Source organism: Methylobacillus rhizosphaerae, from assembly GCF_900187985.1.
Classification (GTDB): Bacteria; Pseudomonadota; Gammaproteobacteria; order Burkholderiales; family Methylophilaceae; genus Methylobacillus; species Methylobacillus rhizosphaerae.
The window spans coordinates 1-24378 of record NZ_FZOA01000008.1; the positions used below are offsets into that span (position 1 = coordinate 1).

23 protein-coding genes, 1 tRNA gene and 1 rRNA gene are annotated in these 24378 nt (G+C 51.8%); 13 read left to right on the top strand and 12 right to left on the bottom strand.

Features of this window, described 5'->3' with window-relative positions; translation table 11 throughout:
- Positions 1-215: 215 nt before the first annotated feature.
- Both rrf and msrA read left to right on the top strand, forming a co-directional pair.
- Positions 216-329, top strand: a 5S ribosomal RNA gene (rrf, locus tag CHB59_RS09610).
- Between the two features lie 163 nt (positions 330-492).
- Positions 493-1029, top strand: a complete 537-nt coding sequence (gene msrA, locus CHB59_RS09615; RefSeq protein WP_089376033.1) for a peptide-methionine (S)-S-oxide reductase MsrA — start codon at positions 493-495, stop codon at positions 1027-1029.
- 3 nt (positions 1030-1032) lie between these two features.
- On the opposite strand, the gene corA is transcribed toward msrA, so the two are convergent.
- The gene (gene corA, locus CHB59_RS09620; RefSeq protein WP_089376034.1) at positions 1033-2103 is read right to left on the bottom strand and encodes a magnesium/cobalt transporter CorA; all 1071 of its coding nucleotides are present in this window, start codon (positions 2101-2103) and stop codon (positions 1033-1035) included.
- A gap of 298 nt (positions 2104-2401) precedes the next feature.
- Here corA and CHB59_RS09625 point away from each other — a divergent pair, with 298 nt between their 5' ends.
- A complete protein-coding gene (locus CHB59_RS09625; RefSeq protein WP_179212131.1) occupies positions 2402-2674 on the top strand; it encodes a hypothetical protein in 273 nt (90 codons plus the stop codon).
- On the opposite strand, the gene CHB59_RS09630 is transcribed toward CHB59_RS09625, so the two are convergent.
- On the bottom strand, positions 2668-3255 hold the full coding sequence (locus tag CHB59_RS09630; protein WP_089376036.1) for a flavin reductase family protein: 588 nt from the start codon (positions 3253-3255) through the stop codon (positions 2668-2670). The genes CHB59_RS09625 and CHB59_RS09630 overlap by 7 nt on opposite strands.
- A gap of 33 nt (positions 3256-3288) precedes the next feature.
- Positions 3289-5052: a glutamine--tRNA ligase/YqeY domain fusion protein gene (locus tag CHB59_RS09635; RefSeq protein ID WP_089376037.1), complete on the bottom strand. Its 1764-nt coding sequence runs from the start codon at positions 5050-5052 to the stop codon at positions 3289-3291.
- Positions 5053-5180: 128 nt separating this feature from the next.
- Here CHB59_RS09635 and CHB59_RS09640 point away from each other — a divergent pair, with 128 nt between their 5' ends.
- Genes CHB59_RS09640 through CHB59_RS09655 form a run of 4 tightly spaced genes read left to right on the top strand, consistent with a single transcriptional unit; the run spans position 5181 to position 8015 of the window.
- Complete coding sequence (locus tag CHB59_RS09640) at positions 5181-6161, top strand: biotin--[acetyl-CoA-carboxylase] ligase (RefSeq protein ID WP_089376038.1); 981 nt, start codon at positions 5181-5183, stop codon at positions 6159-6161.
- Positions 6158-6916 (top strand): type III pantothenate kinase, encoded by a 759-nt coding sequence (locus CHB59_RS09645; protein ID WP_089376039.1) that lies wholly within the window; start codon positions 6158-6160, stop codon positions 6914-6916. Before CHB59_RS09640 ends, CHB59_RS09645 begins: the two co-directional genes overlap by 4 nt.
- Positions 6913-7572 carry an SPOR domain-containing protein gene (locus tag CHB59_RS09650; protein ID WP_089376040.1) on the top strand — a complete coding sequence of 220 codons (660 nt, stop codon included), beginning with the start codon at positions 6913-6915 and terminating at the stop codon, positions 7570-7572. Before CHB59_RS09645 ends, CHB59_RS09650 begins: the two co-directional genes overlap by 4 nt.
- Positions 7573-7580: 8 nt before the next feature.
- Entirely contained in the window at positions 7581-8015 is a 435-nt protein-coding gene (locus tag CHB59_RS09655; protein WP_089376041.1) for a hypothetical protein, read from the top strand.
- 116 nt (positions 8016-8131) lie between these two features.
- Here the strand turns inward: CHB59_RS09655 and lpdA are convergent, their stop codons facing one another.
- From lpdA to aceE, 3 genes are all read right to left on the bottom strand, one after another.
- The gene (gene lpdA / locus CHB59_RS09660; protein ID WP_089376042.1) at positions 8132-9901 is read right to left on the bottom strand and encodes a dihydrolipoyl dehydrogenase; all 1770 of its coding nucleotides are present in this window, start codon (positions 9899-9901) and stop codon (positions 8132-8134) included.
- 16 nt (positions 9902-9917) lie between these two features.
- Complete coding sequence (gene aceF / locus CHB59_RS09665; protein ID WP_089376043.1) at positions 9918-11252, bottom strand: dihydrolipoyllysine-residue acetyltransferase; 1335 nt, start codon at positions 11250-11252, stop codon at positions 9918-9920.
- Between the two features lie 126 nt (positions 11253-11378).
- Entirely contained in the window at positions 11379-14033 is a 2655-nt protein-coding gene (gene aceE, locus CHB59_RS09670) for a pyruvate dehydrogenase (acetyl-transferring), homodimeric type (protein WP_089376044.1), read from the bottom strand.
- A gap of 202 nt (positions 14034-14235) precedes the next feature.
- Here aceE and arfB point away from each other — a divergent pair, with 202 nt between their 5' ends.
- Complete coding sequence (gene arfB / locus CHB59_RS09675; RefSeq protein ID WP_089376045.1) at positions 14236-14643, top strand: alternative ribosome rescue aminoacyl-tRNA hydrolase ArfB; 408 nt, start codon at positions 14236-14238, stop codon at positions 14641-14643.
- An 11-nt stretch (positions 14644-14654) separates the two neighbouring features.
- Here the strand turns inward: arfB and CHB59_RS09680 are convergent, their stop codons facing one another.
- The 5 genes from CHB59_RS09680 to CHB59_RS09700 are packed head-to-tail and all read right to left on the bottom strand — an operon-like array spanning position 14655 to position 19471.
- Complete coding sequence (locus CHB59_RS09680) at positions 14655-16358, bottom strand: potassium channel family protein (protein WP_179212136.1); 1704 nt, start codon at positions 16356-16358, stop codon at positions 14655-14657.
- Positions 16359-16410: 52 nt separating this feature from the next.
- A complete protein-coding gene (locus CHB59_RS09685) occupies positions 16411-16779 on the bottom strand; it encodes a DUF6394 family protein (RefSeq protein WP_089376047.1) in 369 nt (122 codons plus the stop codon).
- Positions 16780-16838: 59 nt separating this feature from the next.
- On the bottom strand, positions 16839-18320 hold the full coding sequence (locus tag CHB59_RS09690) for a CYTH and CHAD domain-containing protein (protein WP_089376048.1): 1482 nt from the start codon (positions 18318-18320) through the stop codon (positions 16839-16841).
- Between the two features lie 3 nt (positions 18321-18323).
- Positions 18324-18980 (bottom strand): ParA family protein, encoded by a 657-nt coding sequence (locus CHB59_RS09695; protein WP_089376049.1) that lies wholly within the window; start codon positions 18978-18980, stop codon positions 18324-18326.
- A 38-nt stretch (positions 18981-19018) separates the two neighbouring features.
- Positions 19019-19471: a SixA phosphatase family protein gene (locus CHB59_RS09700; protein ID WP_089376163.1), complete on the bottom strand. Its 453-nt coding sequence runs from the start codon at positions 19469-19471 to the stop codon at positions 19019-19021.
- 72 nt (positions 19472-19543) lie between these two features.
- Here CHB59_RS09700 and CHB59_RS09705 point away from each other — a divergent pair, with 72 nt between their 5' ends.
- From CHB59_RS09705 to CHB59_RS09725, 5 genes are all read left to right on the top strand, one after another.
- A complete protein-coding gene (locus CHB59_RS09705) occupies positions 19544-20488 on the top strand; it encodes a hypothetical protein (RefSeq protein WP_089376050.1) in 945 nt (314 codons plus the stop codon).
- The gene (gene recJ, locus CHB59_RS09710; protein WP_089376051.1) at positions 20488-22182 is read left to right on the top strand and encodes a single-stranded-DNA-specific exonuclease RecJ; all 1695 of its coding nucleotides are present in this window, start codon (positions 20488-20490) and stop codon (positions 22180-22182) included. Before CHB59_RS09705 ends, recJ begins: the two co-directional genes overlap by 1 nt.
- Positions 22183-22238: 56 nt before the next feature.
- A complete protein-coding gene (gene tpiA, locus CHB59_RS09715) occupies positions 22239-22997 on the top strand; it encodes a triose-phosphate isomerase (RefSeq protein ID WP_089376052.1) in 759 nt (252 codons plus the stop codon).
- 24 nt (positions 22998-23021) lie between these two features.
- Complete coding sequence (secG, locus tag CHB59_RS09720) at positions 23022-23357, top strand: preprotein translocase subunit SecG (RefSeq protein ID WP_089376053.1); 336 nt, start codon at positions 23022-23024, stop codon at positions 23355-23357.
- A 21-nt stretch (positions 23358-23378) separates the two neighbouring features.
- Positions 23379-23463: transfer RNA gene (locus CHB59_RS09725), tRNA-Leu, on the top strand.
- Between the two features lie 91 nt (positions 23464-23554).
- Here CHB59_RS09725 and CHB59_RS09730 read toward each other — a convergent pair.
- Positions 23555-24313: an SDR family NAD(P)-dependent oxidoreductase gene (locus CHB59_RS09730; protein ID WP_089376054.1), complete on the bottom strand. Its 759-nt coding sequence runs from the start codon at positions 24311-24313 to the stop codon at positions 23555-23557.
- Between the last annotated feature and the right edge of the window lie 65 nt (positions 24314-24378).

Sequence of the window (24378 nt, forward strand, 5' to 3'; positions counted from 1 at the left end):
ATAGGTCGGGTGTGGAAGCGCAGTAATGCGTTAAGCTAACCGATACTAATTGCTCGTGAGGCTTGATCCTATAACCTTGAAACTTGAATCAAGGTATTTTTAAAGCAGCAATCAAAATACCATCTTTACTTCTTCTGTTTGTTGAAGACGAATTTGCGATAGCAAATTCCATCAGACATCAGTGAATGTACCTCGTACACGCACTACCGGTTATGTCTGGCGGCCATAGCGAATTGGACCCACCCCTTCCCATCTCGAACAGGGACGTGAAACGATTCTGCGCCAATGATAGTATGCACCTCGCATGCGAAAGTAGGTCACCGCCAGGCTTTTATTCAAAAGCCCGCTAGATTACTAGCGGGCTTTTTTCATTTTTGCTTTTTCTCGTTTCTTTCGCTGGTAATTTGATTTTTGACGTCTTTGGCTGATAGTTGCTTTCTGTTTGAAAAGCAATTATAAAAATACCGATGAAATTTTGAACAGGACATTAAAATGGAATCTGTTGCTATCTTTGCCGGTGGTTGTTTCTGGTGCTTGGAGCCTGTCTTCTCGCAATTAAAGGGTGTAAAGAAAGTTGTGTCTGGATATATAGGCGGCCATGTTGTGAATCCTGACTATAAGCAGGTATGCACAGGGCAGACTGGGCATGCGGAAGCAATCAGAATTCTGTTTGATCCAGCAGTCATTAATTATGAGGTGTTACTGGAAATATTTTTCCTGGCTCATGATGCTACGACCTTGAATCGGCAAGGGCATGATATAGGAACACAATATCGTTCTGCAGTGTTTTGCCAAAATATGGAGCAGCAAGAGATACTTAATGAATTGCTCCGGCAGTACGCAAAGGACAATACTTATGGAGCTCCAATAGTGACTGAGATTGTGAGTGGGGGCGAGTTTTATCCTGCTGAGGATTATCATCAAGGCTATTATGCAAATAATCTTGACCAGCCTTATTGTCTTGCTGTTGCAGCGCCCAAGGTTGCAAAAATACGTGCAAAGTATGCAGCTCGGATCAAAAGTGCATGATAGTTAATGTCTGCTAAGCCATTGTCTGCGCCAGAAATGCAATCCCATTCCACCTGCCACAAGTAACATGAAGGCAAGGGCAATCCAGAATCCCCAATAATCTTTCAACAGTGGCATATGTTCAAAATTCATGCCGAAAATACCTGATATCAAGGTTGCAGGCATGAACAACATGGTGACCACTGTCAGGATGCGGACTTCTTTGTTTACCTGGTTGCTGATGCTGGAAAGGTAGATATCAAGCATGCCTGCCAGTAAGTCGCGCAGTGATTCCAGAGATTCAATGAAGTGAATACTGTGATCATAGACATCGCGCAGATATAGGGTGGTACTTTCCTGAAAAAAGTCAAATTCGTTACGGACCAAGCTATTGATGATTTCCCGCAATGGCCAGACTGCGCGACGCAGATCCATGGTTTCACGCTTGAGTTTATGGATGTTTTGCAATACTACGTTGCTGGGGCGATGAAGTAGCTGGTCTTCGAGTTTTTCGCAATCGTCACTGATTTGCTCCAGCATAATAAAGTATTTATCTACGATCATGTCCAGCAATGCATAAGCTAGGACGTCTGCACCAGATTTTCGCAGTAATCCTTTGTTGGCGCGTAAACGTTCGCGTAGTGGGTCAAATGAGCCAGTTGGTCGCTCCTGGAAGGACAGCACAATATGTTCCCCGAGGATAATGCTGATCTGTTCCGAATTGATCTGCATTTCTCTGGAGTCATAGGTAAAGAATCGAGTGACGAGATATAAATAATCGTCATAAACATCTACCTTGGGGCGCTGTTCAGTATTGAGGATGTCTTCTAATACTAAAGGATGCAGTTTGAATTTCAATCCGATTTCAGCCATGATCTTGGGGTCATGCAGGCCATGTATATTCAACCAGAGGATACTATTCTCTGATTCTGATGGTATCTCATCCAGTGAAGTGATCGTACGCTCTTCAATCTGTTCGGCGCTGTAGCGGAACATGGTTAGTGTCACCTGCGAGGTTTTGACATCTCCTGTGTGTATAAGTGTGCCAGGAGGTAGGCCGGTTTTCTTGCTGTGAGCATGACGCTTTTTTTTCATGTGGGTTTTCTTTCTCCACTGATGGTCAGAAAAAAGATGTATTCGCTTGATTGATGTGATGATGAGTTCCGCAATCAATGGAATAGTACGGTAGAAAAGTCATGCTCACCATACGCAGCAGTCATGATGACAATGTCAGGTGTTGAGTTAGAATAGGCCAGTTTGTGGTAGATCATTGCTAGGACTGTTTTATTGAGGTGGCCAAGAAGCCTAGCTGGAGTTAAATGGAGATGATATGCGGTATTGCCTGATGATGGGGTTGTTGTGTGTAATCTTGAATGCGCATGCGGCGGAATCCATGGATTCAAATGTAGCTGGAGTTGGCTTGATTGAGGACGAGAGTTCGGAATGTCTTGCCAATGATGGCAAGTTGATTCTATTGAAGAGTGATGCGACTGAGGCCATGGAGGTATGGCTGGACCGCTGGTTCATGGATGTGCAGACTGCGGATCATACCAAACATATTATCCAGCCGGGAGATGAGCCGATTGCGCTGGGATGCTCTCAGACGCGCGACAAGGAAAAACAATATTGGACGATTGCCAGCGCGCGTCCTGTAGCGCTTCAGTGATCCTGGGACTGCGTGGAGACACTTTCTCCGGGCGTAAAGAAAAATCCGCCAGCAACATGATGCAGGGTGCGTAATTCATCATGGCCATCAAAATGCCAGCGCCCGTGACTAAAGACACGGCTGTCGGCATGTGCAGCAACGATATCAGCAATAAATAAATCGTAGCTTTCCTGCATATGGGGCTCGTTTATCAGCCTGCATTCCAGCCAGGCAATACAGCCTTCCAGTAAAGGAGCTTCAATCTTGGAGGCAGAAAATGTTGAGAGATCGAGCGCAGAAAATTTGTTATCCGGATTTTGTCCCAGTAATTCACGGCCAGAGCTGGCACCTACCTGGGTAACGACTCCGGCTTGCGCGCGACAAGGCACATTGATGGCGAATGTGCTACTTCCCTCTATCAATTCGCGCGTGTAGGTTTTCTTATCAATGACAATTGCAATCCTGGCTGGACTGCAATCCAGAGGCATATTCCAGGCGGCGGCCATTACGTTGACTTTTCCCTGATAGGCTGCTGTAACTAGTACAGTCGGGCCATGATTGAGAAGGCGAAATGCTTGATTCAGGTCAACGGCTAGTTTCATGGTTGTATTGTTAGATAGAGGGAATGCACAGAGCTATTTTTGCCAGGCGTCGCGTAAAGTCACTGTTCTGTTAAAGACAGGCTTTCCAGACTGGCTATCCTTGCTGTCGGCTACAAAATAGCCGTGACGCTCAAACTGGAAACGTTCCTCCGGCCTGGCTTGCTGCAGTGATGGCTCCAGCTGTGCTGTAATGATTTTGACCGAGTCTGGATTAATATCGTCCAGATAATTGCGGTCGCCTTCGCCTGGGCGCGCTTCCTTGAACAATCGGTCGTACAAGCGTATTTCTCCGGCGAAAGCATGTGCTGCGGATACCCAGTGAATGTTACCCTTGACCTTAACCGAGTCTGCGCCAGGTGTGCCCGACTTGGTGTCTGGCAGGTATTCGCAGTGTACCGTGGTGATATTGCCATCAGCATCTTTTTCAAAGCTTGTGCATTTGACGACATAACCATAGCGTAGTCGTACCATATTGCCCGGGAAGAGTCTGAAGTAACCTTTTGGTGGTGCTTCCATGAAGTCTTCGCGCTCTATCCATAGTTCGCGCGAAAGCGGCACTACCCGGTGGCCAAGCTCAGGTTTTTGCGGGTGGTTGGGAGCGTGGCAATCCTCGGACTGGCCTTCTGGGTAGTTATCAATGACGAGCTTGATAGGGTCAAGCACGGCAATACGGCGTTCTGCTGACGCATTGAGTACTTCCCGCATGCAGTCTTCGAGAATGGTGTATTCGATCCAGGAGTCCGTCTTGGAAATACCAATACGATCTGTAAACAAGCGGAAACCTTCAGGTGCATAGCCGCGGCGGCGAGCACCCACTAAAGTAGGCAGGCGTGGGTCATCCCAGCCACTGACGAATTGCTTTTCCACCAGTTCAATCAACTTGCGTTTGGAAAGTACAACATAAGTCAGGTTGAGGCGGGAAAATTCGTATTGCCTAGGTAATGGATGAGCCAGCAAACCAGCTTCTGCCAGTTTGGCTAGTACCCAGTCATAAAACGGACGCTGGTCCTCGAATTCCAATGTACAGAGCGAGTGAGTTACTCTTTCGTAAGCATCTTCCAACGGATGGGCGAAGGTGTACATCGGGTAGATGCACCATTTGTCACCGGTGTTGTGGTGATGGGCATGCTTGATACGGTAGATCGCCGGATCACGCAGATTGATATTGGGGGAAGCCATATCAATTTTGGCGCGTAATATCATGCTGCCATCCGCGTGCTTGCCATCGCGCATTTCACGGAATAGCGCGAGGTTTTCCACTGCTGAGCGGTCACGCCAGGGAGAATTCTTGCCCGGTTCTGTGAGTGTGCCGCGGTTAATACGCATTTCCTCGGCGGTTTGCTGATCGACATAAGCATGGCCTGACTCAATCAGTATTTCTGCAGCCCGGTACATGAAGTCAAAATAGTTACTGGCAAAATACAAATGAGATTCGCCGAAAACATTCCAGTCAAACCCCAGCCATGTGACGGAGTCTATGATACTGTCAACGTATTCCTGTTCTTCTTTTTCAGGATTGGTATCATCGAAGCGCATATGGCAGACACCACCGAAGTCTCGTGCCAGCCCGAAATTGAGGCAAATGCTCTTGGCGTGTCCTATGTGCAGGTATCCATTGGGTTCTGGAGGGAAGCGGGTACGGATCTTGGCCGGGTCGATTTCCCCGGCAGCATGATGTTGCGCATCGCCAGGTGAGCTTGCCCAATGGCGATGTTTGTACGTACCTTGTTCAAGGTCATGTTCCACAATATTGCGAATAAAGTTGGAAGCAGGGGCAACAGGTGTTTTTTCAGACATGGTGGTAATGCACTATTGATTTGCTGCTATTTTACACTGTGTCGCGTCCTAACGGGCTGTCCGGCATGGCAGACAGACCCAGATTATTCGTTAGATTCTGCTACAGCTTGCGATATACTGGCCTAGCAATGAATAATTTGGTTTTTCCTATCTTAAGATTATTGGCGGATGGCCGCTTTCACTCTGGCGAGGATATTGCCCGCCAGTTTTCCGTGACCCGCGCTTCTGTCTGGAATGCAATCCAGGCAGCAGAAAGACTTGGCATCGAGATTTTTTCTGTTCGTGGGCGTGGATACCGGTTACCGGCACCAGTGCAGTTGCTTGATAAAGAAACAACGCTGACTGAGTTGGGCATGCAGCAATCCTTGTTTGATGTGGAGTTGTTTGATGCTATTGACTCCACTAATAGTTATCTTATGCAGCAAGCTGCGAATGACGCACAACATGGTGCTGTTGCTGCTGCTTTGCTGCAAACACGGGGCCGTGGGCGACGCGGACGTAGCTGGCAGGCCGCACTCGGTGCCAGCCTGACATTTTCTTTATTGTGGCGTTTCCAGATGGGGGCCGCTGCATTATCTGGATTGAGCCTGGCAGTGGGCCTGGCCCTCATCCGTACGCTGCACCAATACGGATTGCTGGAGGCAAGATTAAAATGGCCGAATGACATTCTGGTCGGAGAGCACAAACTTGCGGGTATCCTGATTGAACTGCAAGGAGATATGGAGGGACCCAGTGCTGCGGTAATAGGGATCGGGCTTAACCTTAAATTGTCTGAGGCGACCCGGGCCATGATAGACCAACCTGTCACAGATATGACCAGCCATTTATCTGTGGAAATAAATCCCAGTATTTTGCTGGGAAGAGCATTGGGACAGCTGGCACAAGTATTGCAGGAGTTTGAACAGTCTGGATTTTCGGGCTTGAGTATGGAGTGGCAGCGATTTCATGCTTATCATGCAAAAGCAGTACGTTTATTGTTTCCTGATGGGCGTGAGCAACACGGCATTGTGCAGGGTGTTGCCCATGATGGCGTATTATTGGTCAATACTACACAGGGTGTGCAGCGTTTCTCTTCTGGTGAGATCAGTTTGCGAGGGCAAATCACATGAGCCGCTTGCTGACCATTGATATGGGCAACAGTCGTACCAAATGGGGAATATTCGAGCTGGATAATGGGGATATTCATGCACAAGGTCTACTGGCTGGAGATGGCGATATCCCTGAGTCCTGGCAGGAGTGTACGCGAGTAGCCATCGCGAATGTCGCCGGGAAGGAGCAGCAGGATGTACTTGGCCGACGCCTGGAGGCACTGGGGTTGCCTGTGCGCTGGCACCTGAGCGGCCTTCATGCGTGCGGGCTTGAGAACGCATACACCATACCTGAGCAGCTGGGGATTGATCGCTGGGCCACGATGGTGGCATCCTGGCAGTATTACCGCGACAGTTGTCTGGTGGTGAATGCAGGCACAGCATTGGCGATCAATATGATTGAGCACATGACACAAACGCAGGGCCGCTTTATCGGCGGGATTATTGTGCCAGGTTTGCGATTGATGCGTTCCAGTATCATGGGAGCTGCAGCTAATATTGAGATGGAGCATGATGGGGAATACATGAGTTTCCCCGTCAATACCCGCGATGCGGTGCATAGCGGTAGCCTGCAAGCCATGTGTGGTGCGGTAAATAATATGTTGCAGTTATTGAACGAACGTTGTGGGCAGCGAGTACCATGTATATTGAGCGGTGGTGACGCGAGTGCCTTACTGCCTTTGTTGGAGGAGCATGGGTTGGCGAAAGAATACCGGCTTGAGGAGAATCTGGTACTACGGGGTTTGTTGTGCCTGGAAAGAGCAGAAATGGCATGAAGTGGCTATTGGGTATCCTGTTGTTACTGAATATGGGATTGTGGGTGGGCTTTCACAACCATCATGTCGAGACTATGCCGCAACATGGATTGCATGCGCCCTTATCGCCAGAAAAGATTAAATTGCTGACGAGTGAAGAGATAGAAGCATTGCCTGCAGGGAGTGAAACAACAGGAATGCCGGGTTCTGACAAGGCTTATGCTTGTTACGAATGGGGAAGTTTTGATGCAAACAGCGTGAAGCGGGCCCAGGCGATTCTTGCGCGAAATTCTCTGATGGCAACCATGCAACAGAAAACTATGCAGGAGACGTTGCAATACTGGGTATACATTCCGCCATTACCATCGCGCCAGGCCGCTCAGGATAAAATAAGAGAATTGAAAGCGCAGGGCGTGGATGTCAGCGTTATCATGCAAGATGCGCCTTGGCGTAATGCAATTTCTCTGGGAGTATTCAAAGATGAGCGATTGGCGACTAAACTGCTTGAACAGCTACAGGATCGTGGTGTTGCGTTGGTACAGAAAGCAATAAGAAACCAGGAAAAAGGCCGCGTCAGTTTGCGTATCAATGACATGTCGGCAGAAATGGTAGTAGAGTTGAATAAACAGGGAGAACATTTTCCTGGAAGTGAACTTAAACAGGTGAATTGCCAATAGGAGACGGTATGGGAATACTCAAGGATATTGTCAAGAAAGTTGCACTGGCTGCTGCGGTTGTTGCGGGCAAACGGATACTGAGCAAAGTAGTGGCGAATGCCAGCAATGAGGGGGAAAGTGTCCCGGAGAGTGCAAGCACAACATCTCTCCCTGAAAGCAAGCCCAAGAATACTCGGAAAAGATCGCCCCGGCGGAGTGGTGCGACAAAGGCTGCAGCAGGGGATGCACCCAAGTCGAAATCCGTAGCTAAATCTAATGCTGGCAGTACTGACACAGAGAAAAAGGCTGTAAGCAAACCAAGAACCCGCAAACCTCGTGCCAAAAAGACAGGTGAAACAGCAAAAGCTAAGGCTGGTGATAACAAGGATGCGGCAATCAGTTCGGAATCTCAGCAAGCAGCTGCGGTGCCAGTTGCTGGAGATCAATCCGGGACAGCCAGTTAGCAGTATTCTTCCCTAGAGTGCTGGAAAAAGATGGAATGTCTTTATCGGCCTCCTCTTGGGGTGAATGTAATTCTGGAAATAAAAAATCCCGCAGAAGCGGGATTTTTTATTGGGGTTTATCTTTTCTTGATATACAGGTCAGTGATCGTGCCTTCCTTCATTTCTGCCGCAAAGCAGATGGTTTCAGACAAGGTCGGATGGGCATGAATGGTCAGGCCCAGATCATGTGCGTCTGCGCCCATCTCAATTGCAAGCACGGCTTCTGCCAGTAGCTCACCGGCATTGGTACCAACGATACCGGCACCGATCACGCGATGAGTTTCCTTATCGAAAATCAGCTTGGTTGCGCCTTCGGAGCGGGCGATTGATAGTGCACGACCACTCGCTGCCCATGGGAAGGATGCTTTTTCTATGGCCAGACCCTGGGCCTTGGCTTCGGTTTCTGTCACACCTACCCAGGCCACCTCGGGATCAGTATAGGCGACCGATGGAATGACCATGGCCTGGAATTCAACCTTGTGTCCGGCAATGACTTCCGCAGCCACCTTGGCTTCGTGGGTCGCTTTGTGTGCCAGCATGGGCTGACCGACAATATCGCCAATCGCGAAGATGTGCGGTACGTTAGTACGCATCTGCTTGTCTACGGCAATGAAACCGCGATCATCAACTGCCACACCCGCATTTTCTGCGCCGATGTTCTTGCCATTCGGGCGGCGGCCGATGGAAACCAGCACTCGGTCGTAGATCTGAGTTTCCTTGGGTGCGTTTTCACCTTCGAAACTGACATGGATGCCGTCCTTCTTTGCTTCCATCTTGGCGACCTTGGTCGAGAGCATGATGTTCTCGAAGCGTTTTTCCATGCGTTTCTGCAATGGACGGATCAGGTCACGGTCAGCACCGGGAATCAGGCCATCCATGAACTCGACCACGCTGACCTTGCTGCCCAGCGCGTCATATACTGTGCCCATTTCCAGGCCGATGATACCGCCGCCGATCACCAACAGGCGTTTTGGCACATCTGCCAGTGCCAGTGCGCCGGTGGAATCCATGATGCGCTCGTCTTCAGGTGCACCTGGGAACTTGGTAGCCTGCGAGCCAGCGGCGATGATGGCATTCTGGAACCCGACCGTAGTGACTTTGCCATCGGTTGCGGTCACTGCGATCTGGTTGGAGCTAGTGAATTGACCTACACCTTGTACCACGGTTACGCCGCGCTGCTTGGCCATTTGCGCCAAACCACCGGTGAGCTTGGCAACAACGTCATTGGCCTTCCAGTTACGCAGTTCGTCGAGCTTGATCTCAGGTTTGCCGAAACTGACGCCATGATGACTGGTTTCCTCGGCCTCAGTGATTACCTTAGCGGTATGCAGTAATGCTTTGGAGGGAATGCAGCCTACGTTGAGGCAGACGCCACCTAGCGTGGAATAGCGCTCAATCAGGACAACTTGCTTGCCGAGATCGGCAGCGCGGAAGGCTGCTGTGTAGCCACCAGGACCTGAACCTAATACCACGACTTCAGTATTGATGTCGGAGTCGCCAGTGCTCACTGCCGGTGTTGGTGCTGTGGCAGGCTGTGGATTTTCTACCGGAACGGCTGGAGCAGTTTCTGCCTGTGCCGTGCTGGCTGGTGCGTTATCAGCAGCAGCTGCTTCTTCCACTAGCAGGATCAGCGTGCCCTTGGTGACCTTGTCGCCCACCTTGACTTTGATTTCCTTCACAACGCCGGCGTGGGAAGAGGGAATGTCCATGGAGGCCTTATCAGACTCCAGGGTGATCAGCGCATCCTCCTTGGCGATGGTGTCGCCAGTTTTCACCAGGACTTCAATGACGTCCACGCTATCGAAATTGCCGATATCGGGAACCAGTACTTCAGTAATCTTGCTCATTTTTATCCCTTAATCCTTACAGCAACAAACGACGCACATCAGACAATACCATGCGCAAGTGGCTGGTGAAACGCGCACCATCGGCACCATCAATCACACGGTGGTCATATGATAGGGATAAAGGCAGAACCAGACGCGGCTCGAATTCCTTGGTTTTGCTGTTGAATACCGGCTGGATGCTGGAGCGTGAGACTCCCAGGATGGCAACTTCAGGACAGTTGATGATAGGAGTGAATGCCGTACCGCCAATGCCGCCAAGGCTGGAAATGGTGAAGCAGCCACCTTGCATTTCTTCGACCTTGAGTTTGCGTTCGCGAGCCTTGGCAGACAGATCGCCCAGTTCTGCTGCGATTTCGAGCACATCTTTGCGGTTGACATCGCGAATCACGGGTACCACCAGGCCATCTGGCGTGTCGCAGGCAAAGCCGACGTTGTAGTACTGCTTGAGAATCAGGTTTTCACCATCAGCAGACAGTGAGGCATTGAAATTAGGGTAGGCACGTAATGCATTGACTGATGCCTTGATCAGGAAGGCCAGCATGGTGAGCTTGACGCCACGCTTTTCAGCTTCAGCCTGCATGGATTTACGGAACTCTTCGAGGTCCGTGATATCTGCTTCATCGAATTGGGTCACGTGTGGCGCAGTCACCCAGTTACGATGCAGATTGGCACCAGATAACTTCTTGATGCGCGATAAAGGCTTGGTCTCAATATCGCCATATTGAGTGAAATCAATGACTGGAGATGGAATGACTGCCAGACCACCTGCGCTGGAAGCAATGCCGCCAGTGCGAGGCTTGTTGAGCTCACTCTTGACGTAGGCTTGTACGTCTTCCTGCAGGATGCGGTTCTTATTGCCACTCGGTGTGACAAAGGCAAGATTGACGCCGAGCTCACGCGCAAACTTGCGTACAGAGGGGCTGGCATGCGCCAATTTGCCAGGTGTGGTTTCTACACTGGCACTGACTGGATTCGGTGTTGCCTGTGGTTGTATGGTTTGAGGTGGCGGTGCTGCTGGGCGTGTTGCCTCAGGTGCCGGTACAGGCGGAGGCGCAATTTCTGGTACCGGTGTTGGCTTGGTCTCTTCCTTGGGCGCAGCCGTGCTTGCATTCTCTTCTGCATCAAGGGTCAGAATGAGTCCGCCTTGCGCAACTTTGTCGCCCACCTTGATATTGACTGTTTTCACTGTGCCTGCAAATGGTGCAGGAATATCCATGGAGGCCTTGTCAGACTCCAGGGTGATCAGTGAATCGTCCTTGGCAATGGTGTCACCGGCTTTGACCAGGACTTCAATGACATCCACGCTGTCAAAGTTGCCGATGTCGGGAACGAGTACGTCTTTAATTGCCATGCTTGATGTTCCTTAAAAATGTATCTTTTTCAAGATATGCATTTACGCGAAACGCCCACATGCGGATAGGCCGGGGCGTTGTACGAACGAACGGCCACCAGACGATGCTGGTGGCCTGCCAACCGCTTAAACCGTTGTCGGATTTGGCTTGTCAACGTTGAAGTTATATTTCTTGACCGCATCTGCAGCCTTGCTTGCTGGCAACTGACCTTCGTCAGCCAGTGCTTTCAGGGCTGCCAGAACCACATGGTAGCGATCAACCTCGAAGAAGCTGCGCAATGCTTCGCGCGAGTCAGAGCGACCATAACCGTCAGTGCCCAATGCAACATAACGTTGTGGAATGAAGTTACGGATCTGGTCGGCAAATGCCTTCATGTAGTCAGTGGAGGCGATGACTGGCCCTTCTGCCTTCTTCAACTGCTGGGTGACGTAACTTTCTCTCTGAGTTTTTGCTGGATTGAGCAGGTTCCAGCGTTCTGCATCCAGGCCTTCGCGACGCAGCTCGGTAAAGCTGGTAACGCTCCAGATATCGGCAGACACGCCCCAGTCTTTTTCCAGCAGTTCAGCAGCAGCAATCACTTCACGCAGGATCACGCCACTGCCGAGTAATTGTACCTTTGGCCCTTTGGCCTTGGATTTCTTGAACTGGTAGATACCCTTGAGGATGCCTTCCTCGACACCCTTCGGCATCTCGGGGTGCGTGTAGTTCTCGTTCATCAGGGTGATGTAGTAGTACACATCTTCCTGGTTCTGCACCATGCGGCGCAGACCTTCCTGGATGATGACCGCGAGTTCATACGCAAATGTCGGATCATAGGAAACGCAGTTCGGGATGGTGGCTGACATCAGGTGACTGTGACCATCCTCGTGCTGCAAACCCTCGCCATTCAGCGTGGTGCGGCCCGCGGTCGCGCCGAGCAGGAAGCCGCGTGCGCGGCTGTCACCCGCTGCCCATGCCAGGTCGCCAATACGCTGGAAGCCAAACATGGAGTAGAAGATATAGAACGGGATCATCTGTACGCCGGTGACGCTGTAGGAGGTCGCCGCCGCCAGCCAGGATGAGAACGAACCTGCTTCGTTGATCCCTTCCTCCAGAATCTGGCCGCTCTGGGATTCTTTGTAGAACATCACCTGATCAGCATCCTGTGGCTCATAGAGCTGGCCGACGGAAGAGTAGATACCCAATTGGCGGAACATGCCTTCCATACCAAAGGTACGGGCTTCATCCGGTACGATAGGAACAACGAACTTGCCCAGCTGCTTGTCACGCAGCAGCGTGGACAGGATGCGGACAAATGCCATGGTGGTGGAGATTTCGCGTTCACCGGTGGCAACCAGCATATTATCGAATGCAGACAATTCTGGAACGGTCAGCTCGTTACCCTTACGGCGACGTACCGGCAGGTAGCCTCCCATGGCCTGACGGCGGGCATGCAGGTACTGCATTTCCGGGCTGTCATCAGCAGGGCGATAGAAACTGAGGTTTTCAACTTGTTCATCAGTCAGTGGCAGGTCGAAACGATCGCGGAATTTCTTGAGGGTTTCAACACTCATGCTCTTCTGCTGGTGTGTGGTGTTCTGGCCTTCGCCTTCTTCACCCATGCCGTAACCCTTGACGGTTTTTGCCAGGATGACGGTAGGCTGTCCCTTATGGTTCACGGCAGAATGGTAAGCGGCGTAAACCTTGTGTGGATCATGACCGCCACGGTTGAGGCGCCAGATGTCTTCATCAGACATTGCAGCTACCATCTCCTTGAGTTCAGGGTATTTGCCAAAGAAGTGCTCGCGGGTGTATGCGCCACCCTTGGCCTTGAAGTTCTGGTATTCACCATCCACGCATTCTTCCATGCGCTTCTTGAGCAAGCCATCTTTATCCATGGCCAGCAGTGGGTCCCAATAGGAGCCCCAAAGTACCTTGAGTACATTCCAGCCAGAGCCACGGAAAGCTGCTTCAAATTCCTGAATCACCTTGCCATTGCCGCGTACCGGGCCGTCCAGGCGCTGCAGGTTGCAGTTGATGACAAAAATCAGGTTATCCAGCTTCTCGCGCGCTGCGAGGGAAATGGCACCCAGGGATTCTGGTTCGTCCATTTCGCCATCACCACAGAAGACCCACACCTTGCGCTCAGCCGTATCGGCAATGCCACGGTTGTGCAGGTATTTGAGGAAGCGTGCTTGATAAATGCCGGCAATCGGTCCCAGACCCATGGAAACAGTCGGGAACTGCCAGAAGTCAGGCATCAACCATGGATGGGGGTATGAAGACAGGCCATTACCGTTGGATTCCATACGGAAGTTGGACATTTGTTCTTCAGTCAGGCGGCCCTCCAGGAAAGCACGTGCATACACACCTGGAGAGGAGTGGCCCTGGAAGTAGATCAGGTCGCCACCAAAGTTTTCATTGGCCGCGCGGAAAAAGTGGTTGAAACCAGTATCGTACAGTGTGGCAGCGGATTGGAAGCTGGCAATATGTCCACCGATGCCAGGTGATTTTTCGTTGGCGCGCAGTACGGTCATGATGGCATTCCAACGGATCAGTGCGCGGATCTTGCGCTCCATGGCGGTATCACCCGGATGCTTGGCCTGCAGATGAGAAGGAATGGTGTTTACGTAAGCAGTTGTTGCGTTGTACGGTAAGTAGGCACCTGAGCGACGAGCTTTGTCGATCAGTGTCTCCAGCAGGAAATGCGCGCGCTCGGCACCTTCATTCTCAAGTACCGATGAGATGGCATCAAGCCATTCCTGGGTCTCTTGAGGGTCGAGGTCGGGGGTCAATGCCATGTAGGATTCTCCGGGAAACTTTTTAAGATACGCTTGGGTATAATCAGCCCGATACAACATCAGGCCGAAGTGTTTTGTTATGGCTTGAGGCCTTCTTTGAAGGCGATATATTGGCTTTTTTGGCCCTTCAGGTCAAGTTTTGTTGGTTTAAGCCACTACCTGAATGCCTAGGGTTAAGCTGCTAAAAAGAAGAGAAAACTTGATGGTTGAAAACATCGTATTGCAGATTGATGAAGTTGAGTTGACGGCCGTGCGTGCGCAGGGCGCTGGGGGCCAGAATGTTAATAAGGTATCCAGTGCGATACATCTGCGCTATGACGTCAAGGTTTCCAGCTTGCCGGAAGCGGTCAAAATGCGCCTGTTGCGCTTGCGTGATCACCGCATTACGCGCGATGGTGTCATCATCATCAAGGCACAGACGCATAGGAGCCAGGAACTGAATCGCGCAGAAGCCCTACAACGATTACAGGCGTTGATCAACAGTGCAGCGGTTGTGCCGAAGTCGCGGACACCTACCAGGCCTAGTCTGGGAGCACGTCGTCGTAGACTGGAGGATAAACGCTGGCATGGAGCGGTTAAGATCTTGCGCAGAACTCCAGTTGAAGAATGAGTCTCTGCTTCCTATTTGGCTGAGTGCTTGCCTTGTGGACGCAGAGATTTTCTCCAGCGGGTGATTTTGCGTGTTGCCCAACGCCAGAGCCAGCCATCGGCAATTTCGCGGCCATTGATAATCCAGGTCAGGGTTTTATGATTACTCAATGTGATGGGTTGTGCGCTCTTGGCAGTAGAGCTGCCGCAGAACAGCAGGCGGTCACCAACATGTAGTGCCTCAGTGACTTCCGGCAGCAGAAAATATTGGCCACTGCGTACCAGCATGAGGGGAACCAGGTCCAGCTTCTGTGTGCGGTTTCCGGGGTCACGCGTCAATGCGTCCAGAGTGACGGGCAGCCCCCATGAAATCAGGTTGGCGACTGCCGGGCTGTGTTCCGTATCAACGGTGACGCCCCAGGCATCAGGTACACTCTCACCGACCACGCCTACCAGGCGGCTGATCAATTGATTAGCCCAATTATTGTCCTGGGTACGTACCAGTTGCAGGAAGTGCGTCATCATCGGCGTAATCATGCGTGCCAGGCACTCATGGGCAATGATATCGCTGGGATCCATTGATATATCTGCATTGAAATGTTCAAACAAGGGTTCGTTGAAGCGACGGTTCTTGCGCACGACAACAAACAGGTTGGGATTCATCTTCTGGGCCGTCATCACGATTGACAGATTATTAATGTCGCTGTTGGTGCCTGCGATGATGCCGACAGCATTTTCAATGCCAGCTTCTTTCAGCGTGGATGCTTCCGTGCCACTGCCGACAATGCAATTCTCACAGTGTGTGAGTTCAGGATCGGCCTCGATGACAACCGTCGTGATTTGTTCACGCTCCAGGTTTTCTACCACGGCTTTGCCAAAGCGTCCGTATCCACAGACGATCCATTTGCCGATAGGCGGTACCTTGGGCAGGTTCAGGGTATCACCAGGAACACCCGTGAGCCATTTATGCAGCAGGTAAGTGCCAATGGCATGCACTTCTGTGCCTAATTGATCCCCGAACAAGGTGTAGGGGTTCAGGATATGATCTGTGCCGAAAGAGGCCATGTTGGCGGCTACGTCGTCGTCTTCGGCGCGTGCGAGCACTGTCAGGTTGGGGTTGAGAAGTTTTGCCGCGACTGCCACTGCCAGGTTGACATGGTCGTTATCAGTCAGTGCTGCAATACCCTTGCACATGGGGTGGCGTACGCCTGCGCGCAGCAAGGTGTCTGGCATCTTGGCATCAGCGCAGAGTGCAGGGATATCGAACTGGTAATCCTCCAGTTCCAAGTCGTTGACACGGTCCTGGTTTACTTCTGTCACGACAACACGAATACCTTTGTGGTCCAGTGCCTTCACCAGTAGGCTGCCGGTTTCGCCATAACCTGACACAATGAAGAAGGGTTCATGCAGGTGATCCACGGCCCGGGCAAAGCTGTTGGTGGTGAGCGCCTGCTTGAGTGCAGGATCCTGAAACAGGGAAATGATTTTACCTATGGCGTAGAACCAGGGGATGACCGTGAGGTAGATGGAGAATGTCATCCACAGGCGTTGCGCATCGCTGTAAGGGAAGGGGACTTCGCCAAAACCAATGGTGGTGGCGGTGTAGCTGATGACATAAAAAGCCTCGAACAGGCTCATATGCCATGGATTGCCGAGATCATCCACTCCTGGCATCAATGTTAGCCCGACGATCGCAATGGTGTAGCTGACAATGACAGTGATCAGCGGCGTGCGCATGCGCCGCAGGATCAGGAAGAAAATATTATTCACCAGCGGTTCCGCTCAGGATTTACCGGCGCAGTGTAATGGTTTCCGCCAGTAGCAGAATGACGGAGGTGATGTTGGCAAGCAAGGCGCCACCACTCAGCGAGACAACACGTGCAGCGGTGCCTGATGCTTCTGAGCTGGCAACGACCCAGACGATGGCGGCGGCAATCAGTTGCAGATCTGCAACCAGGCTGGTGGAAAGATGGATAGCGCCGATTTGGGAGCGATCACCGAATTTGAGCACGGTGGCAATCAGGTTGACCACAATGGCAGTGTAGAGCTCATAGATGTGATGCTCTATGGGGTTGCCGGAGCCACCAACAAAAAAGCCAAAATTGAGGGTCATCGCCAGGACGATGAAGAAACCGAAAATTACTTTTTCCAGATTCATGGCAATCTCTTAAATATACACATTGAGGGAATGGGGGCGAGTGTAGTGGATTTTTACCCCTACCAAAAGGTTTTCGTCTGTTTTAGTGTTTTCCATGCCTCTGGCAGGGCGGAGTGATGGCGTTTTTCCAGTTTTTCCATGATTTTCTCCCAGCTGGTGACAGCCTGCAGGGCTGGATGACGCTTTGTCATATCATGCAATATATTGCGCGCATTCAATAGGTCATTCAAGTTGCCTGACAGGATTTGCATCTGCTTCAAGGTTGTCGATAGCAGGGCGGCCTGCTTTGATTTTTTCTTGTCTGGATAGGTTTCCCGGAAGAGTTCCACTGTATCGCGCAATTGGCGTGCGTGCCTGCGTACGTTGTGGCGTTCTTCTGCTGAAAGCCGCCTGAACTTGCGACCACTTTTCAGCAATGTTTTATGCAGGTGTGCCAGGCGGGATTTGACAGTTTTCTTCAATGATTTGTCATGTGCAGGCAGGCCGGTTGCCACCAAGTTTCCCAGTGTGAGCAGAAGGTGCTGGTAGCGTGGATGTTTCAAGCCTGTCCGCAGCTTGCTGCAAGCACGCTTATGTCTTTGTTTTACGATGGACTGTATGGCTGACAGTGGTTTGGTGCCTAACTTGAGTTGTGGCAAGGTATCATGTTGCAGAACATCCAGGTCACGTACTTTGGCCAATAGCGTGTCCAGCCAGTCCAGTTCTGTCTCGATATATGCATCTTCAATCGCAAAGGTACGTAGTACAGTGCGTAACCGGCGTAATGCGATCCGCATCTGGTGTACCCCTTCCGAGTCAGTACCCTGCATGGCGGATTGCTGGTTGCTTTGCAGGTGTCGCAGGCACTCCCATCCGGCTTGTTCAAATGTGGTGGCTGGAGAATCTGCAGGGTGGATACTGATGGATCTGGCTTTGGATGTTTTTAGCGGAAAATGGCGGTAATAGGCGTAACCGCGCTGTGCCTTGCTGATATTTTCTATCGTCAGCGGAATATCCGCCTGCAGTTCAAGCGCCAGCGCGAACAGGTGCTTGATCTCACCGTGCTTCAACTCCAGCTCGATCTCAGTCATGTCCTCGCTCGCCTGGCCAGCGATCAATTGCCCATTGTCCAGCGAGAGCTCAATATGGCTGCCTTGGTATGCCAACTGCCATTCCGTACGCTGCATGTCGGTGGTGAAGATCGGCTTGAGGGCTTCGCGCAGTGCCGGGTTGTCAAAAATCGGTGTCAGAGACGGGTCGATGATTTTGGTGTAATCAGGCTCGCCTTTGGAAATGATATCTTCCCATTCCAGTCGCTGGTGCAGTCCGGCAAGTGAATGGCCTGCAGCTTTGACGGCCTGGAACCATCCTCCTGACATGCGGCGGACACGCAGGCTGATGAGGCGGTCAAGCAGCTGCAAATCTTCAGTGTCATAGTATGTGCTGACCAAGCGGCGCGTCAGGGCTTTTTCCGTCAGATTGCGGAGGATGGCAGGATGGCGTCGCAGCCTGGGAATGTCCTCTTTGGCAATGCGTAATTTGAGCTCGATCTCGTTAGGCATGCGTCATGTCCCAGTTTCTTTTTTTACTTGTTTTTGCTTGTGTGCATTAATCAGCCAGTGCAGCAGGGGAGCCCACTGTTGCAAGTCACGATTGACCTGGGATGGGCGGATGTCAAACAGGCTGGCACCTTGTTCTGCTGCCAGTGCGTATACCTGGGCAGGCCGTAAATTACCGACTGATGGAAAGCCTGATGTGGCAAGGAATTCCTGCAAGGCCTGGGCTGCCCGTGTCCGGCTGTCTACGCGCATGCCTATCATGGCGACAAATGTATGTCCCTTGCGGATAGCTTTTTCCTCTTGCAGTACTTGCAGGAAATCGCGCGTGGCTCCGATGTCAAACGCCGAGGTCTGCATGGGGACGATGACAAAATTGGCATCCTTGACGGCCTGCTTGAGTTTGTCACCCCGCAGCCCAGCGGGAGAATCTATGATGGTCCAGTCTGCACTCAGGCTGGTGGCAAATTTCCCCCGGCCATCCTGGCCATGAATCAGGGGCAGCTTGTGCGGACGCCGCTCCAGCCATTGCAGCGCTGAACGTTGCCTGTCCATGTCGGATAGCACGACATGACGTCCCCTACTGGCAAAATAACCTGCGAGATTTGTGGCGAGTGTGGTTTTTCCGCTTCCACCTTTTGGGTTGGCAATCAGGATTGTGCTCAAATCATCTCCTGGCAATTATTTTGTTGTATTGACACAATCTAAAGCAGTTCGGGTGTCAGCATGGCGCGTAACACAGTCTGCTCCTCTTCGCCGCGGCGTCGGTTTGCAATCCACCAGATGGCGCCTTTTCTTACGCTCCAGTACTGCGTGCGCCGTGTCATGGCGTATGCAGCAGCCATGCCTAGTGTAGGCTGGTGGCCGATAACGAGTACACTGCCCTTGCTGAGGGGCCAGCCTGCTGCTTCAAGCAGGGCTTGTGGCGATGCGCCGGGAGCCAGGGCGTCCAGGGTGGTAAACTCCATGCCCAGTGATTTGGCTGTTTGCTGCGTGCGCTGCGCAGGGCTTGCAATGATGCGCGTGTTGCCCGGCATATGCTGTTTGAGCCAGGCTGCCATTTTTGCAGCTTGTTGCTCTCCATGGGAGGTCAGTTTCCGCGCAAGATCGGGAGAACCTTCCTCGGCTTCAGCGTGACGCCATAAAATAATATCCATAACCTTATTGCCAAGCTGAGAATGTCCTTCTATCTTAGCGCTCAACATGCTCCATGACAAAGTGACATCTGTGTGAAACTGCAAATTTACTATTCTGATCTTCCAGACGGCCTGCATGCCCTGAATGACAATGAGGCCTTGTTGCGCATAATGGCGCGCGGTCGTGTGCAATGGATGGATGAGGGGTGGGAGGAAAATCTTTGCCAGTTGTTCGGGATTGCGAGGCAGCAGGATTTGCCATTGGCTGCTTTGGCACGTATCGGCCTGGGAGCTGCGGTTGATTCAGGATATTGGTTGCTGGCCAGTCCGGTGAATCTGGCATTGCAGCGCGATACTTTTTCACTTGGCCAGCCAGCGCCCTTATGGTTGACGCCAACGGAAGATGAAAGCTTGCGCGCAAGCCTGAATCAACATTTCGCCGAAGATGGTCTGGTATTCCTGTCGGGAGCGCAGGGGCACTGGCATGTGTGCCTGAAAACCGTACCTGACCTGGTCACGACATCGCTAGCCAGGGCAGCCGGAAGGGATATTACGCATTATCTGCCGCAAGGAGCTGATGCCCAGCGATGGCGGCAATTGCTCAATGAAATACAGATGTTGTTATTCCACCATCCGGTAAATCAGGTGCGGGAAGCGCAGAACAAGTTGCCTGTGAACAGTATCTGGCTGCATGGCGGAGGAGAAGTGCCAACGGCTGGTAGAATCTCGGTTGATAGTGTTTATAGTGGTGATGTCTGTGTGCAGGGCGCGGCTACGTTATCCGGAATGGCGGCGATGCCCGTGCAACCTTTGCAACATATTCTGGGCAACAAGCATGAGACCTGCCTGGTGCAGGCTGCCTATGGTGAGCTGGGGTGCGAATGGGCAGCAGAATTGTGGCAGGCATTGAAGTTACGGCAAGTGAGTGAGGTGATCATTTATTTCGCTTGGGAAGGCCGTATGCTGACGGTATCCATGACGACGAACGATACTTGGAAATTCTGGCGCAGGCCAAAAACAATAGAAGCGTATATTTGATGGTTCAGATTGTACAAAGAAGTGTTGACCAAGCTGCAAGTGCGGCGCTGGCTGAGGCAGGCATACGTCCGGCGCTCGCCCGCTTGCTGGCGGCGCGCGGAGTTCGTGAGGTATCGCAGTTGGATGTGAGTCTTGCGCGATTGATCCCGCCAGAGCGATTGACAAACAATACCCACATGGCCTCGCTGCTGGCAGATGCCATTGCCACAGGCAAAAATATCATGGTGGTAGGTGATTACGATGCTGATGGAGCAACGGCAACGGCGGTTGCCGTCAAGGGGCTGCGCAGCATGGGAGGGCGTGTGGAGTTCCTGGTGCCCAACCGATTTGAGTATGGGTATGGCCTGACGCCTGAAATAGTGATGCTGGCAGCCAGGCAGCAACCTGACATTATCCTGACCGTGGACAACGGTATTGCCAGTGTGGATGGCGTGAATGCTGCCCGCGAGCTTGGCATCCAGGTTCTTGTGACAGATCACCACTTGCCGGGAGATGTGACACCGCAGGCGGCCTGTATCGTCAATCCCAACCAGCATGGATGTGATTTCCCCAGCAAGAGCCTGGCGGGAGTCGGCGTCATGTTTTATGTGCTGCTTGCATTGCGCGCCGAATTGCGCAGGCGTGGCGCATTTGCATCGCAAGTGGAACCGAACCTGACTGAGCTCCTGGATCTGGTGGCCCTGGGAACGGTGGCGGACTTGGTGCGTCTTGACGATAACAATCGTATTCTTGTTGAACAAGGGCTGCGGCGTATCCGTGCGGGTAAATGCAGCCCGGGAATCCGGGCATTATTTGCAGTGGCAGGGCGGGATATCACTAAGGCCGGTCCGCAGGATCTCGGGTTTAGTATCGGCCCGAGGTTGAATGCTGCTGGCAGGCTGGACGATATGACATTGGGGATTGCCTGCTTGCTGGAGCAGGATGATGTGCCTGCTGGAGCGATGGCGCAACAACTGCATGAGTTGAACCAGGAACGCCGCAATATTGAGGCCGACATGCAAGATGGCGCGCTGGATATTCTCGATAAAGTCGATGCGGCGGGACGTTATAGCCTGAGTCTGTATCAGGCTGACTGGCACCAGGGCGTGATTGGTATTCTCGCTTCCAGGATCAAGGAGCGCTTCCATCGACCTGTTATCGCATTTGCCCCGTCTGTCGATGGCGAGATCAAGGGTTCAGGGCGCTCTGTGCCGGGCTTGCATTTGCGCGATGCGCTGGATGTGCTGTCCAAGCGAGAGCCGGGGCTGCTGCTGAAGTTTGGTGGGCATGCCATGGCTGCTGGATTGAGCATTCGTGAGCAGGACTTTGAAAAGTTCAGTGAGGTATTCGAAAGCGTTGTGTCCAGCCTGCTGGCGCCAGAGCAGCTGGATGCCGTCATCGAGGTGGATGGTTCACTCGCCATTGAGGAGGCAACCCTGGAAACGGCGCACGCGCTGGAGCGACAGGTGTGGGGTGCAGGGTTTCCCCCGCCTTTGTTCTGGGATGAATTCCGGATCGTGCAGCAGCGCATTGTCGGTGAGCGGCATCTGAAGCTTAGTTTGCAGAAAGAGGGGCAGGTGTTTGATGCCATATTTTTCCGCCAGGAAGCATTTCTACCGGACACAGTGCAGGTAGTGTATCAGTTACAGGTGAATGAATATCGTGGCAACCAGTCAGTTCAACTTTGCCTGCAGCATTGGCAAGCGCCAGTTTGAGCCGGGGATATGGCTTGAGCGTATGTTAATATCCAGAAAATTTTTGCGGGTGATATATGCGTCGTAAACTGGTTGTCGGCAACTGGAAAATGAATGGCAGCCTTGACCAGAACAGGTTGTTGCTGGAAGCGCTCGTGCGGCATTTAGATGAGGTCAAGCAAGTGGATATTGCGGTTTGCCTGCCTTATCCCTATTTATTCCAGGCCCAGGCAATCCTTGCTGCTAGTGACATAGCCTGGGGAGCGCAGAATGTGGCGACTCATGAAGGCGGTGCCTATACCGGTGAGGTGAGTGCTGCCATGCTCAAGGAATTTGGCTCGACCTATGTGATTGTCGGGCACTCTGAGCGTAATGGCGCATATTGCGAAAGCGATGCAGACGTTGCCAGTAAGTTTGCCATCGCCAAGCAGCATGGCATCACCCCAATCTTTTGCGTGGGCGAAACCTTGCAGGAGCGTGAATCCGGGGTCATGGAATATGCGATTGCCAATCAGCTGGATGCCATTCTGTCAGTATCAGGTGGCGCGCTGCTGGACCAGACGGTGATTGCGTATGAGCCAGTATGGGCGATTGGCACTAATAAAACTGCTACACCAGAACAAGTACGCGCTGCGCATTCCTTCATCCGGGAGCGTATTGCCGCATTGCATCCGGGCGCTGCAGAAAGCGTAAGAATTTTATACGGGGGTAGCGTAAATCCGAGAAATGCGTCACAATTGCTGTCTATGCCTGATGTGGATGGCGGGTTGATCGGCAGGTGTGCGTTGGATGCCGATGATTTTGAAAGAATTTGTCGTGCTGCTTGTAAAGCTTAGCAAGCAGCGGATGTGAAGAGAAAAATGGAAACCATTGTAACAGTCATACATGTTATTGCTGCACTCGGGGTTGTCGGCCTCGTCCTGTTGCAACATGGCAAGGGCGCCGATATGGGGGCTGCGTTTGGCAGCGGTGCATCCGGCAGCCTGTTCGGCGTGAGCGGCTCATCAAATTTCATGAGTCGTGCAACTGCCGTTTGCGTTGCGATCTTTTTCGTGACCAGCATGAGTCTCGCCTACCTGACCAGTCATCGTTCAGAACAAGGCAGCGTAGTCCAGAAATCTGTAGTAAAATCCGCTCCGGTTTCTAATACACCCAAAGCTGATGAACCTGCATCAGCCAAGGATGTACCTCAGTAAGTTTCAGGGTTGACACCCAATGCCGTCGTGGTGGAATTGGTAGACACGCTATCTTGAGGGGGTAGTGGCGAAAGCCGTGTGAGTTCGAGTCTCACCGTCGGCACCAAGTATTAAAATCAAGCAGTATCAAATAGTCTTAAAAACAATCAAAACCCGCATGTAACCTAGAGTTTGGCGGGTTTTTTGTTTTTCTACATTCAAATCAACATGCCACCGGAAACTTCAATGCGCTGGGCGTTGACCCAGCGGTTGTCCTCAGATAGCAGGGAGGCAATCATCGGGCCGATATCATCAGGGAGTCCGACACGTCCCATGGCGGTTTGTGATGCGATATGGGCGTTGATATCCTGATTGTCGCGCACGACTCCCTGGCCGAAATCTGTTTCGATTGCTCCGGGAGCTACAGTATTGACGGCAATCTGTCTTGCACCCAGCTCTTTTGCCATGTAACGGGTCAGTACTTCAATACCGCCCTTCATGGCGGCATAAGCGCTGTAGCCGGGCATGGCAAATCTGGCAAGCCCACTTGATAGATTGACAATACGTCCGCCATTGCGGATCAGGGGCAATAATTTCTGTGTCAGGAAAAATACGGATTTCAAGTGGGTATTGACCATCTGGTCAAACTGCTCCTCTGTGGTTTCTGCGAACGGGGCATAAATACCAGTGCCGGCATTATTGACTACGTAATCAAGACTTTCTGTTTGCCAGTTTGTTTGCAGCAGTGTCGCGATCTGCTGGGAAAACTCCTTAAATCCTGAGGAGTCTGTGACATCCAGCTGCAGGGCGGCAGCTTTGCGACCCATTGCGGTGATTTCTGCAACTACGGCTTGTGCAGAGGTGTGCTGGCTATGATAGGTCAGTATCACGTCTATGCCTTTGGCTGCCATTGCCAGGGCAGTATTCTTGCCAAGTCCGCGGCTGCCGCCAGTTACCAATCCGATTTTTTGTGACATTTTCCATACTCCTGGGTTGTGAATGATTGTTTGCATACTATTTGTATGGTTTTGAATGATAAACA